Below are 13,202 nucleotides of genomic sequence, written 5' to 3' on the forward strand. Positions count from 1 at the left end.
GACATCATTCGGCCCGGTCGGTTCTCCGACCGGGCCGAATGCATGTGCGTCTCACCTGCCGGATGCCGCAGCGGTGAAGCGATGGAGCACCATCCCCAAAATCATCGCGGCAACGAACCCAATGACCTGCGGCAGGCCCAGCGTCAGGCCCGCAAGCGCCGGGCCGGGGCAGAGGCCGACGAGGCCCCAACCGATGCCGAACAGAACGGCGCCCGCGATGAGGCTCGCCGTGATCGGGCGGTTGCGGGGAATCTCGAAACGCTGCGCGAGAACGGGTTTGTGCATCCGCGACACGAGCAGGTAGCCGAGCGCCGAGACGGCGACCGCGCCGGCCAGCACGAAGGCGAGGCTGGGGTCCCAGGCACCGGCCACGTCGAGGAAGCCGAGAACGCGCGCCGGGTCCATCATGCCCGACAGAGCGAGGCCGAATCCGAAGAGGAGGCCGGCAAGCAGCCCCACCGAGGCGCGCAGGGTTTCCATCACCATCCTCCGTGGCGGACGAGGAACACCGTCGCGGCGGCGGGGACCATGAAGGTCGCCACGGCCGCGATGGAGCGGGGCGACAGCCGGGCGAGGCCGCAGACGCCGTGGCCGCTGGTGCAGCCTCCGCCCAGCCGCGTCCCGTAGCCGACGAGGAGACCGCCGAGGACGATGAGGCTCCACGGCGCGTCGAGCTGCACGACGGGCCATGCACCGAAGGCGAGGCGATACAGGACCGGGCCGAGGAGCAGGCCGGCGAGAAAGGCCCAACGCCACGGCGTGTCCCGGCTCAACGGCATCATTGCCCCGGCGGTAATGCCGCTGATTCCGGCGATGCGACCGTTGAGGATGAGGAGCAGGGCGGCGGAGGTCCCGATCAGGGCACCACCGGCTAAGGCAGACAGGAAGGTACTCATGCCAGGCCACCGGCCCACCCGGAGGCGATTTGGCGGGAACCTCGCAATCCCGGCCTGGAACGACCGGCGCCGGCCGGTGACGGATCTGTTGCCATGGGTTTGAAAACTCGATGAGAGGCGGCTCGCCGTCTCAAGGAGAGGTCGAGCCGGCGAGCGCCGCTGTCAAGACAGTATTCCCGGGCGCGCTTGCCGATCGCCCCCAGGCCTGGAGATACAGGAGCCTCATCTCCGGAATCCCCGTTTCATGGTCCGCCGAGCCCCGCACCCGCCGGACCGTCCCTGCTCGTCGTGCCGGCCTCAGGCGGCCCGGACGGTCGCGAGGAACCGCTTGACCTCGGCGGTGAGATGCTCGGATTGATGTGAGAGTTCCGATGCGGAGGTCAGAACCTGGTTGGCCGCGGCCCCGGTCTCCTCGGCGGCGCTGGCCACGCCCGAGATGTTGCTCGTCACTTCGCTGGTACCCGTCGCGGCCTGGGACACGTTGCGGACGATCTCCTGGGTCGCGGCTCCCTGCTCCTCCACCGCCGCGGCGATCGTCGTGGCCACGGCGTCGATGTCGCGAATGCGCGTGGTGATGGTGGCGATCGCCGAGACCGCCTGCCCGGTCGCCCCCTGCATCTGGGTGATCTGCTCGGAGATCTCCTGCGTCGCCCGCGCGGTCTGGCCCGCCAGCTCCTTCACCTCCGTGGCCACCACCGCGAAGCCGCGTCCGGCCTCTCCGGCGCGGGCCGCCTCGATCGTGGCGTTGAGCGCCAGCAGGTTCGTCTGGCTCGCGATGTTCGAGATCAGCACGACGACGTCGCCGATGCGTGCGGCGGCCTGGCTCAGGGTCTGGACGAGGACCCCGCTCTGATCGGCCTCGACGACGGCACGCTGGGCGAGATCGGCCGACCCGCTCACCTGGCGGGCGATCTCCTGGACCGAGACGCCGAGTTCCTCGGCGGCGGCGGCGACCGTGTTGACGTTGGTGGCAGCTTCCTCGGCCGCGGCGGCCACGGTGGTGGATTGGCTCGCGGTCTCGGTGGCGGTGGAGGTCATGGTCTGCGCCGTCGCCTGCAATTCCGTGGCCGAAGACGAGACCATCCCGACGATTCCACCGATCGCCGCCTCGAAGGAATCCGCCATCTGAAGCATCCCGAGCTTGCGCTGCTCTTCGGCCGCCAGACGGGCCTGGACGGTCTCGGCTTCCAGGACGCGTGCCTGGATGATGCCGTCCTTGAACACCTGCACTGTGCCGGCCATCGTTCCGACCTCGTCGCGGCGATCCTGGAGGGTGACCTCCGTGGTGACATCGCCCAAGGCTAGCCGGCCCATGATGCCGGTGAGGCGTCCGATCGGCCGGGTGACGCCGACGATGACGACGAGGATCGCGACGATCATTCCCAGGCCGAGGCCGAGGCCGTTGATGAGGACCAGAGCGTGACGTGTCGCATTGGTCTGCGCGGTCAGGTCGGCGGCGGCATGGCCCACGAACTGCTGGAGATCGTCGGAGAGCTTGGCAATGGAGCCGGTGATTTGCGAGTAGATGGGATCGATCTTGTCATGGGCGACTGCCAAGGCCCTGCCGCGATCGTTCTTACGCGCTAGATCACGCACGTCTGTGGTCTGTCGGATATAGTTTTCGATCATGGTCGATTGCTCGGCCAGCCGCGCGGTGAATGTGGGAGCCTGCTCGTGAAGGAGCTTGAAAATGGCTCTGAGCCTTTCCGCAGCAACGTCGAAATTCGCGGAGGCCTCGTCCATCTGCTTCGGGTCCGTCTCGGCGATCAGCCGATAGACGTTGTAGTTGAGTTCGACGACGTGTCGGTTGGCTCGCCGCAAACTGGCAACCGCACGAGTCTCCCGCACGATGAACGAAGTGTAAGCATCATCGATTGCTGTCATGCGCGCTTCCGCATACCAGACGCAGCCGCCGACGATCATACCAATGAGCGCGATGACTGCACAAATCTTGTGAAGAATTTTGAAGCTTCCGAGATTCATATCAGTACCTACAATTGATATTGATATGAGATATCCCAAAAGAATGTATCTTTTATTACTATAGGCCCTGACGCTAACAATATGACTGGATATTAAGCGATCCTTCACCTTGCCCGGCGGTCTGTCGGTATCCTTTGCGAAGTGGCGGATGGCAAGGAGGCGGCCCTTGGATCTCCCAGTACCTCGTCTCATGGGGCCGATCCCGGCGAGGAGACCATTCACCACGAGGAGCTGGCTGCTTCGGCAAGAGCGGACAGGACAGCATTCATCGGGTGAATCCGGCCCCTCCCCATAGGCACATCCGAAACGCCCAGCACCGAGGATGCCGCACTTGACCGCTCGTGACGAACTCGTTGCCATGACCCGGAGGATGCGACGCAGTTCGCGGTGAGCTCGGTCGGCGGTCCCAACACGTCGGCGGCCGATTGGGGCCGGACGGGGACATAGCCGAGGAGGTGAGCGATCCGACCGCTCAGAACATTCCGTTCGGATTGGCGGAAGAATCCGGCAGGATCTGCAGCACGTCCCAGTGCTCGACGATCCTGCCGCCTTCATCGAGCCGGAAGATATCGATGGCCGCATAATCGTGGTCGCCCGGCCAGTGCTGCAGGCAATGCAGCACGACCAGATCGCCCTCGGCGACCGCCCGCTTCACCTCCACGCGCTTGCCCGGGCATTCGCGCGCCATGCGCTCGAAATAGGCGATGAAGCCGTCCTTGCCATTCGCCACATGCGGGTTGTGCTGGATGTAGTCGTCGCCCGCATAACGTTCGATGGCTTCTCGCGGCAGACACTCGTCGAACATCAACCGATAGAAGGCGATCACATTCGCCTTGTTCTGCTCCAGGTCGGTCATGTTGTCCCCTGAGCGAGGTGGATTCCAATCGAGAAAGGAGGCCCGCCTTTCTCGATACCATCCATCACGCCCTCGCGACCATGACCAGCCACCCGGCCCGGCCGTCAGTGACGTTCGGCCGACGCCGCCATCGCCCGGTCGAGGACCCGCGCGACATGGAGCGCTTCGAGCCCGAGACCGTCATGGATCTGGTGGCGGCAGCTGGTGCCGTCGGCCACGACGAGATCGTCGGGGCCGGCCTTGCGCAGGGCCGGGAACAGCGAGAGCTCGGCCATGGCGAGCGACACGTCGATGGTCTCGGCGCCGTATCCGAAGACGCCCGCCATGCCGCAGCAGCTCGACTCGATGACCCGCACGTCGAGTCCCGGCACCGCGCGCAGCACCGTCTCCACCGCGCCCATGGCGGCGAAAGCCTTCTGGTGGCAATGGCCGTGCAGATGGGCGACGCGGCCGCCCTGGTCCGCCAGAGGCAGGGCGATCCGCCCGGCATCGAGATCGACGGCGAGGAGCTCCTCGAACAGCAGGCTCGCCTTGCTCAGCTCCCCCGCCTCCGGGCCGGGGAGCAGGGACGCGAACTCGTCCCGGAAGGTCAGCAGGCAGGAAGGTTCGAGCCCGACGATCCGCGCGCCCGCCCGGATGAAGGGCAGTAGGGTGGTGAGCGTGCGTCGAGCCTCCTCGCGGGCCCGGTCGGTCTGGCCGGAGGCGAGGTAGGTGCGGCCGCAGCAGAGGGGGCGGCGTCCACGGTTGGGGAAGACCCGATGCAGACGGTAACCGGCGGCGATCAGCACACGCTCGGCCGCCTCCAGGTTCTCCCGCTCGAAGGCGCGGTTGAACGTGTCGCCGAACAGGACGATGTCGCGGAAGTCCCCGGTCACGTCGCCGGGATGCGCCGGCTCGCCCTGCTCGACCCAGGGCCTGCGCCAGCGCGGCAGGGTGCGGCGCGCCGAGAGCCCTGCCACCCGCTCCGACAGTTTAGCCAATGCGGGAAGGCGATCGCGCAGGTTGAGGAGCGGCGCCAGCCAGGCGGCGGTGCCGGCATAGAGCGGCAGGGCCGCCACCAGCCGTTCCTTCAGGGGTAGGCCGTGGCGGGCATGGTAATGGTGCAGGAACTCGACCTTCATCTTCGCCATGTCGATGCCGGTGGGGCATTCGCGGCGGCAGGCCTTACACGAGACGCAGAGATCCAGGGTCCGCTTCATCTCGGGGCTGGTAAAGGCGTCCTTACCGAGTTGGCCCGAAATCGCCAGCCGCAGGGAGTTCGCCCGGCCACGGGTGAGGTGCTGCTCGTCTTTCGTGGCCCGGTAGGACGGGCACATCGCCCCGCCCGCGAGCTTCCGGCAGGTGCCGTTGTTGTTGCACATCTCGACGGCGCCGCCGAAGCCACCCCATTCCGACCAGTCGAGGGCGGTCTTCGCCGGCTGGCTCACGGAATAGCCCGGCTGGAACCGCATCAGCGAGCGGTCGTCCATCTTGAGCGGCCGGACGATCTTGCCGGGGTTGAGCCGGTTCTCCGGGTCGAACCTGTCCTTCACCTGTTCGAAGGCGCGGGTCAGGCGTTCGCCGAACATCGGCGCGATGTATTCCGAGCGCGAGATGCCGTCGCCATGCTCGCCCGAATAGGAGCCCTTGAAGCGGCGGACCTGTTCGCTCGCGGCCTCCGCGATGGCGCGCATCTTGGCGACGTCCCCGCCCTGCTTCATGTCGAGGATCGGGCGCACGTGCAGACAGCCGACGGAGGCATGGGCGTACCAGGTGCCGCGCGTGCCGTGGCGGGTGAACACCTCCGTCACCGCGTCGGTGTAATCCGCGAGATGCTCCAGCGGCACCGCGCAATCCTCGATGAAGGAGACGGGCTTCGCATCCCCCTTCATCGACATCATGATGTTGAGGCAGGCCTCGCGTACCTCCCAGACCGATTTCTGGCGCACCGGTTCGGGAACCTCCACGACGGCGTCCACATGGCCGTTATCGGCCATGCACGCGTCGAGACGCCGAAGATCGGCCAGGAGCGCGTCCCGGTCGTCGCCGGCGAATTCCACCAGGAGCAGACTATTCGGCGTGCCACGGGTGATGTCGGCCAGCGTCGCCCGGAACAGCGGGATGTCGGCGCCGAGCACCAGCACGTTGTTGTCGACGAGCTCCACCGCCACGGGATCGAGATCGACGATCGCCTTCGTCGTCTCCATGGCGGAGCGGAACGAGGGAAAGTGGCAGACGCCCATGACCCGGTGCGTCGGCAGGCGCGACAGCTTCAACGTCACGCTGGTGGTGGCCGCCAGCGTGCCCTCCGAGCCGACGAGGAGATGGGCGAGGTTCGGCCTCGCCTCGATCAGCGCATCGAGATTGTAGCCGCCGACCCGGCGCTGCACGCGCGGGTACATGCGCAGGATCTCGTCGCGCTCGGATTCGGCCAGGGACCGCATGGCGGCGACGAGCTCGCCGGCCCGCCGCGAGCCGGTTACGCCCGTCGCCTCGTTGCCGGTGAGACCGAAGCCGAAGGGCTCGCCGTCATGGAACAGAGCCTCCATCCCGAGCACGTTATCGCTCATCTTGCCGAAGCGCAGGGAGCGGGCGCCGCAGGAATTGTTGCCGGCCATGCCGCCGATGGTGCAGCGGGTGGCGGTAGAGGGTTCCACGGGAAAGAACCAGCCGTCGGCCTTCACCCGCGTGTTCAACCGTTCCAGCACCATGCCGGGCTCGACGGTGATCGTTCCGGCTTGCGCGTCGTAGGCAATGATCCCGTTGAAATGGCGCGAGCAATCGACCACGAGGCCGCGCCCGATGGGCTGGCCGTTCTGGGAGGTGCCGCCGCCGCGTAGGATCACCGTCACATCGTGCTCGGCCGCGATCTTGAGGGTCGCTGCAATGTCGGCGGCGCTGCGGGGCAGGACCACCCCCGCCGGCATGATCTGGTAGATCGAAGCGTCGTTGGAATAGCGCCCCCGGGTGAAGGCATCGAACTTCGCCTCGCCGGCAAGGGCTTCGGCGAGGCGGCGCGGAAGGCCGGCGCCCTGGCGGTTGGCGGCGCGCGGACTGACCGGCCCCGCGACGGGCGAAGGGGCGCGGTTCGGGCCGGTGGCGGGCTCAGCCGTTGCGGTCATGATCCATCGTCCTCGTGGGAGTGCCGTCGGCCGGCTTCAAAGCGATGCAGGTTCCGGTAGGGTGGCGGGATCGTCCCGACCGGCTAGAATGGCCCGCACGGATTGCATGCAAAACAGGGCCGGCAGATGATCGATTTGTATAGCGATACGCAGACGCGGCCAACGCCCGGCATGCGCGACGCCATGGCACGCGCGGAGGTCGGCGACGAGCAATCCGATTCCGATCCGACGACCCTTGCCTTGTGCGAGCGCGTCGCTGACCTGCTCGGCATGGAAGCGGGGGTGTTCATGCCCTCGGGCACGATGTGCAACCTCGTCTCGATCCTGGTCCAAACCCGGCCCGGCGACGAGATCGTGGTCGACGATCAGTCCCATATCTACAACACCGAGGCTGCCGGTTCGGCGGCCATCGGCGGCGTCTCGGTGAAGGCCTTGGCGACCCCGGCCGGCATCTACACGCCCAAGGCGTTCGAGGCGGCGATCCGCCCGCCCGCCCGCACGGCGCCGCGCTCGGCCCTGGTCTCGGTGGAGCAGACCACGAGCTTTTCCGGCGGCTCGGTCTGGCCGCTCACCGACATGCGCCGCATCCGCGACCTCGCCCATCACAAGGGCATGAAGGCGCATATCGACGGGGCGCGCCTGCTCAACGCGGTGGCCGCCACCGACATCTCCGCCAGAGATTATGCCAAAGGCTTCGACAGCGCCTGGATCGACCTGAGCAAGGGCCTCGGTTGCCCGGTCGGCGCCGTTCTGTGCGGCTCGTCGCACTTTATCGTCGAGGCGTGGCGGTGGAAGTACCGGCTCGGTGGCGCCATGCGTCAGTCGGGCATCCTCGCTGCGGCCGGCCTCTACGCTCTCGATCACCATGTGGACCAGCTGGAACTCGACAATGCCAATGCCGGCGAGTTGAAGACCCGTATCGCTGGCGCGCCCGGCCTCGCCATCGCGCCCGATGCGGCCCAGTCCAACATCCTGTGCTTCTCGGTGGAGCCGCTGGGCATCACCGCAACGGCCTTTGCCGAAGCCTGCCTCACCGAGGGCATCCGCATCCGCGCCATCGGGCAGCACCAGATCCGCGCGACCACCCATCTCGACGTCGATCGGGCCGGAATCCTGGAAGCGGCGGAAGTGATCCAGGCCCAAGCCGAGCGATTTCACGGCGAGCGCCGCTGAACCGCCATCACGACGCGGCGGAGGCATCGTCCGGCGGAGGCGCCGTCTCCCGCCCTTCCGCCGCGCGGCGCTTATTTCGTAGGTGCCTGAACAAAATGTCGCTGAGCTCGCTGCCGGCGCGCCGACGCAACGCGTCGAGAATTTCCTCGTGCTCGCGCATCGCCTCGCCCCAGCGGTCACGGTTCTCGTCCAGATTGGCGGAGTAGCGCACACGGCGCAGGCGCCCCGCGAAGTTGGCGTAGCTCGTCCGCAACGGCTCGTTATCGGCCGCCTGAACGATCCGGTCGTGGATCGCCTGATTGCAGGCAAAATAGCCATGCAGATCGCGCCGCATGTAGCTGCTGTACATCTCGTGATGGAGACGCTCGATCTCCGCATAGGCTTCCGGCGTGATCTTTTCGCAGGCTAGGCGCCCGGCCAAGGCCTCAAGACCACCCATCACGTCGAACAGGTCCACCAGTTCCTCGGCGCCGAGCTGGCGCACCCGTGCGCCCCGGTTCGGCAGAAGCTCGATCAACCCCTCGGAGGCCAGGACCTTCAGCGCCTCGCGCAAGGGCGTACGCGAGATGCCGAAATGCTCGCAGAGCATGCGCTCCGGCACCCGTGCGCCAGCGGCGAGATTACCCTCGACGATGTAGTCCCGCAGGCGGGCCAGGAGCTCGCCGTGAAGAGATTTCACCAGTGATGGGAACGCGGGGAAACGCGCTCCGTCGATCGCGGCGAGGCCGGCATCGGCCTCCGGCTCTGTGACAGGGTCAAGCACCATAATGCGAACTTAGCAGCCGAGAGCGCGGAGGTCGAGGATGGATGTCCGCATAATAGTTCTTGCCCTCTCAAAAAATGAATGCAATTTTCCGCCCCGTTACCTCTTGAAGCATCGATCCGGGGTACAGCTTTCCCTCGACGGGCCATCGCGGAGATCTCGATGACGACACGGACCGGACGCCATTTCCTGCATATTCCGGGCCCCAGTCCGGTACCCGAGCGCGTCCTACGGGCCATGGACATGCCCGTGATCGACCATCGCGGTCCCGATTTCGCCGGGCTTGGCAAGGCGGTGCTGGAAGGCGCCCAGGCCGTCTTCCAGACGCGCTCGCCAGTGATCATCTATCCGGGTTCCGGCACAGGCGCTTGGGAATCCGCCATCGTCAATACGCTCTCCGCGGGCGACCGGGTATTGATGTTCGAGACGGGCCATTTCGCCACCCTATGGCGACAGATGGCGGCGCGCTGGGGCATCGAAGTGGAGTTCGTCCCCGGCGACTGGCGCCGCGGGGTCGATCCGGCGCAGGTCGAGGCGATCCTGGCCGAGGACCGCACTAAGTCGATCAAGGCGGTGATGGTGGTCCACAACGAGACCTCCACCGGGGCCACGAGCCGGATCGCGGACATCCGCAAAGCCATCGACCGGGCGAACCACCCTGCTCTCTTCCTCGTCGACACGATCTCGGGTCTCGGCTCGGCCGAATACGCCCATGACGAATGGGGCGTCGACGTCGCTGTGAGTTGCTCGCAGAAGGGCTTGATGCTGCCGCCGGGCCTCGGCCTCGTCGCTGTGTCGGATAAGGCCCTGGCCGCAGCGAAGACAGCGACCCTACCGCGCTCCTATTGGGATTGGGAGGACATGCTGAAGCCGAATGCCGGCGGTTACTTCCCTTATACGCCCGCCACGAACCTGCTCTACGGCCTGCGCGAAGCCATCGCCATGTTGATGGAGGAAGGCTTGGCCCAGGTTTTCGCCCGCCATCAGCGTCTCGCCGCCGCCACGCGCGCCGCCGTGGAGGGGTGGGGCCTGGAGGTACTCTGCCAGGAGCCGTCCGAATACTCGCCCGTGCTCACCGCCGTGGTGATGCCGGAGGGCCATGACGCGGATGCCCTGCGCAATCTGATCCTGGAGAAGTACGACCTCTCGCTCGGCACCGGCCTCGCCAAGGTGGCGGGCAAGGTCTTCCGCATCGGCCATCTCGGCGAATGCAACGACCTGATGCTGATGGCGGCGCTGTCGGGCGTCGAAATGGGCCTCAAGGCCGGCGGCGTCCCGCACACGCGCGGCGGCGTGCTGGCGGCCATGGACGCCCTGCGCTCCGGTATCGACGATTGAGTAGCAGGTCCCCTCCCCCTTGTAGGGAGGAGAGCCGCGCCGATCATACCAACCACGCGTGATCCCACAAACAACCGGTGATCAAACCGGGGCGGGTGGCGCGCTCAACCCAAGGAAACCCCGATGACGCCAGCCAAAAGACGCGTCTCAGCGTCGAACATGGTGCTGTTCCTGCTCTGCCTGATGTATTTCGTCACCTATCTCGACCGGGTGAACATCGCCACGGCGGGCGGCGAGATCATGAAAGATCTCGGGATGTCGAACACTCAGTTCGGCCTGATCCTGTCCGCCTTCGCCTATCCCTATGCCATCTTCCAAGTCATCGGCGGATCGGTGGGTGACAAGTTCGGCGCGAGGCGCACGCTCCTCGTATGTGGCCTGATCTGGGCCTCGGCGACGATCCTGACTGGAATGGTGGGCGGCCTCATCAGCCTGTTCCTCGCCCGGGTGCTCCTCGGCTTCGGTGAGGGAGCCACCTTCCCCACCGCCACCCGCGCCATGCAGAACTGGACCGCGCCGGGCAAGCGTGGCTTCGCGCAGGGCATCACGCATGCCTTCGCGCGACTGGGCAACGCAGTGGCGCCGCCCATCGTGGCCTTCCTGATCTACCAGTTCGGCTGGCGCCTCGGCTTCGTCATCTTAGGCGTGGCGAGCTTCGCCTGGGTCGTCGTCTGGTTCTGGTACTTCCGCGACGATCCGAAAGAACACCCGGCGATCACCCCGGAGGAACTCGCGGTCCTGCCACCTCCGAGCAAGGTCGGCGCCAAGCAGAACGTGCCTTGGGGCCGCCTCACTCGGCGCATGTTGCCGGTGACGCTGACCTATTTCTGCTACGGCTGGACCCTGTGGCTGTTCCTCGGCTGGCTCCCGAGCTTCTTCAAGCTCAATTATGGGCTCGATCTGAAGAACTCGGCCCTGTTTGCGTCGGGCGTGTTCTTCGCCGGTGTCGTCGGCGACACCCTGGGCGGCGTGTTCAGCGACCGCATCCTGAAGCGCACCGGCGATCTAAAGCTCGCCCGGCTCAGCGTCATCGTGGTCGGCTTCCTCGGCGCGGCGGCGAGCCTCACCGGCGTGTTCTTCACCAGGGACCTGACACTTGTGGCGTTGCTGCTCAGCTCCGGCTTCTTCTTCGCAGAACTGGTGATCGGCCCGATCTGGTCGGTGCCGATGGACATCGCACCGAAATATTCGGGCACGGCGGCGGGCCTCATGAACACCGGCTCGGCGGTGGCGGCGATCATCTCGCCGATCGTATTCGGAATGATCGTGGACATGACGGGGAGCTGGACACTGCCCTTCGTCGGCTCCATCGGCCTCTGCCTCCTGGGCGCGGGCCTCGCCTTCACCATGCACCCGGAACGGCCGTTCGAAGAGGAACCGGTGGTACCGCTCGGGCGGGCCGTGCCGGCGGAGTAGTGGGCATTCTACTTTCCCCTCTGCGGGCGGTGGCCTGCGCAGGGGGGCGATTGCAGATGCCAATCTGTCCGGCGGAAACCCACGCGCAGCACTAGGTCATCCCGGGGCCGCGCAGCGGAGCCCGGGATCCAGAAACATAGGTGGTGCAGGACTTTACAGCGTCGGCGGCTCTGGATTCCGGGCTCGCCTGCGGCGCCCCGGAATGACGGCGTGGTGCTCTGCGAGCGAGGCAAGGAGATGCGGGCAGACTTTGCCCCCGTCAGCGACATTCCAGCCGGCGGGCTACGTCCGCCCCCGGCGCAAAACAGGAAACGAGCACGATGGATCACTCCGTGCACGATGGCCCCCGCCCCCTCCCCCTCGCGGGCATCCGGGTTCTCGACGTGACGCAGGTGATGGCGGGGCCGTTCTGCAGCATGCTGCTCGCCGATCTCGGAGCGGATGTCATCAAGATCGAGCCGCCGGGCACGGGCGACCAGACGCGCGGCGCCATGGGGTTCAAGATGAAGGGGCCCGACAGCATGGGCTTCCTCAACATGAACCGGAACAAGCGCAGCGTTGCCCTGAACCTCAAATCCGATGCGGGGCGCGACCTTCTTCTCGATATGGCCGCCACTGCGGACGTGCTGGTCGAGAATTACCGACCCGGCGTCATGGCACGCCTCGGCCTCGGATACGAGGCGATGCGCGCCCGCAATCCGGGACTGATCTATGCGAGCATCTCGGGCTTCGGCCAGTCCGGCCCCTGGGCGAAGCGCCCCGGCTACGACCTGATGGCGCAGGCGATGTCGGGGGTCATGAGCGTCACCGGCCATCCGGGCGGCCCGCCGGTCAAGGCCGGCGTGCCCGTCGCCGATATCGGCTGCGCCTTGTTCACCGTCTACGCGATTCTTTCCGCCTATATTGGCCGGCAGGCCAGCGGCGAGGGCCAGTATATCGATGCCTCGCTCTTCGACGCGGCCTTGGCTTTCTCGATCTGGGACGTGTCGGAATATTGGGGGACGGGCCGGATCCCGCAGCCGCTCGGCACCTCCAACCGCATGAGCGCCCCCTACCAGGCGGTGCGCGCCTCCGATGGCTACTTCGTCATGGGGGCCACGAACCAGAAGCTCTGGCGCCTACTCTGTGATGTACTCGGCCGCGCCGAACTCTTCCAGGATAGCCGCTTCGTCGACATTCCCGCGCGGCTCGCCAACCGCGAGGAACTGATCGAGGAGTTGGAGCGGAGCTTTGCCGCCAAGACCGCCGAGGAATGGGTGTCCCTGCTCCTCGAAGCCGGCATTCCGGCCGGCCGCATGAACACTTATCCGGAGGCGTTCGAGAGCGAGCATGGCCGTCACCGGGAGATGCGCATCGAGGTACCCCATCCGATCGAGGGCACGGTGCCGAATATTGGTTTCCCCGTGAAGCTCACCGGCACGCCGCAACGCGCCCGCAGGCACGCGCCGCTTCTCGGCGAGCATACCGAGGACGTGCTCTCGGAATTCGGCCTCTCGACGGAGGAGATCGCGGCCCTGCGCTCGCGTGGCGCCTTCGCGGCCTGAGCGGGGTGCCGGCCCTCATATGCATATCGGACCCGTGTGAGGTGATTTGCGTGTGGGGCAACCTAGGCTTTGCCGGGCTCGCGGAGAATGGCAGAACCGCGCGGGCGGAGCCGCCTCCGGTGCCATGAAGGG

General features: G+C 66.6%; 10 protein-coding genes. 4 read left to right on the forward strand and 6 right to left on the reverse strand.

What is annotated here, in order from left to right:
- Positions 1 to 51: 51 nt before the first annotated feature.
- The 5 genes from RQI43_RS04205 to RQI43_RS04225 all read right to left on the reverse strand — a co-directional run bounded on the left by RQI43_RS04205 (position 52) and on the right by RQI43_RS04225 (position 6,836).
- Positions 52 to 480: a DUF6691 family protein gene (locus RQI43_RS04205; protein ID WP_311274300.1), complete on the reverse strand. Its 429-nt coding sequence runs from the start codon at positions 478 to 480 to the stop codon at positions 52 to 54.
- Positions 480 to 896, reverse strand: coding sequence for a YeeE/YedE family protein (locus RQI43_RS04210; RefSeq protein ID WP_311274301.1), 417 nt, complete (start codon positions 894 to 896; stop codon positions 480 to 482). The genes RQI43_RS04205 and RQI43_RS04210 overlap by 1 nt, the downstream gene beginning before the upstream one ends.
- 297 nt (positions 897 to 1,193) lie before the next feature.
- Positions 1,194 to 2,879 (reverse strand): methyl-accepting chemotaxis protein, encoded by a 1,686-nt coding sequence (locus tag RQI43_RS04215; protein WP_311274302.1) that lies wholly within the window; start codon positions 2,877 to 2,879, stop codon positions 1,194 to 1,196.
- A gap of 472 nt (positions 2,880 to 3,351) precedes the next feature.
- Positions 3,352 to 3,735, reverse strand: coding sequence for a nuclear transport factor 2 family protein (locus RQI43_RS04220; RefSeq protein ID WP_311274303.1), 384 nt, complete (start codon positions 3,733 to 3,735; stop codon positions 3,352 to 3,354).
- 104 nt (positions 3,736 to 3,839) lie between these two features.
- Entirely contained in the window at positions 3,840 to 6,836 is a 2,997-nt protein-coding gene (locus RQI43_RS04225) for an FAD-binding and (Fe-S)-binding domain-containing protein (protein WP_311274304.1), read from the reverse strand.
- Between the two features lie 126 nt (positions 6,837 to 6,962).
- Here RQI43_RS04225 and RQI43_RS04230 point away from each other — a divergent pair, with 126 nt between their 5' ends.
- Positions 6,963 to 8,009 carry a threonine aldolase family protein gene (locus RQI43_RS04230; protein ID WP_311274305.1) on the forward strand — a complete coding sequence of 349 codons (1,047 nt, stop codon included), beginning with the start codon at positions 6,963 to 6,965 and terminating at the stop codon, positions 8,007 to 8,009.
- A 7-nt stretch (positions 8,010 to 8,016) separates the two neighbouring features.
- On the opposite strand, the gene RQI43_RS04235 is transcribed toward RQI43_RS04230, so the two are convergent.
- Positions 8,017 to 8,775, reverse strand: coding sequence for a GntR family transcriptional regulator (locus RQI43_RS04235; protein ID WP_156467659.1), 759 nt, complete (start codon positions 8,773 to 8,775; stop codon positions 8,017 to 8,019).
- Between the two features lie 159 nt (positions 8,776 to 8,934).
- Between RQI43_RS04235 and RQI43_RS04240 the strand changes: the two genes are divergently transcribed.
- The 3 genes from RQI43_RS04240 to RQI43_RS04250 all read left to right on the forward strand — a co-directional run bounded on the left by RQI43_RS04240 (position 8,935) and on the right by RQI43_RS04250 (position 13,070).
- Positions 8,935 to 10,110: an aminotransferase class V-fold PLP-dependent enzyme gene (locus RQI43_RS04240; RefSeq protein WP_311274306.1), complete on the forward strand. Its 1,176-nt coding sequence runs from the start codon at positions 8,935 to 8,937 to the stop codon at positions 10,108 to 10,110.
- Between the two features lie 123 nt (positions 10,111 to 10,233).
- Positions 10,234 to 11,526 carry an MFS transporter gene (locus RQI43_RS04245; protein ID WP_056423520.1) on the forward strand — a complete coding sequence of 431 codons (1,293 nt, stop codon included), beginning with the start codon at positions 10,234 to 10,236 and terminating at the stop codon, positions 11,524 to 11,526.
- Positions 11,527 to 11,846: 320 nt separating this feature from the next.
- The gene (locus RQI43_RS04250) at positions 11,847 to 13,070 is read left to right on the forward strand and encodes a CoA transferase (RefSeq protein WP_311274307.1); all 1,224 of its coding nucleotides are present in this window, start codon (positions 11,847 to 11,849) and stop codon (positions 13,068 to 13,070) included.
- The last annotated feature ends 132 nt before the right edge of the window (positions 13,071 to 13,202 follow it).

The organism is Methylobacterium sp. WCS2018Hpa-22, assembly GCF_031843785.1.
Lineage (GTDB): Bacteria > Pseudomonadota > Alphaproteobacteria > Rhizobiales > Beijerinckiaceae > Methylobacterium.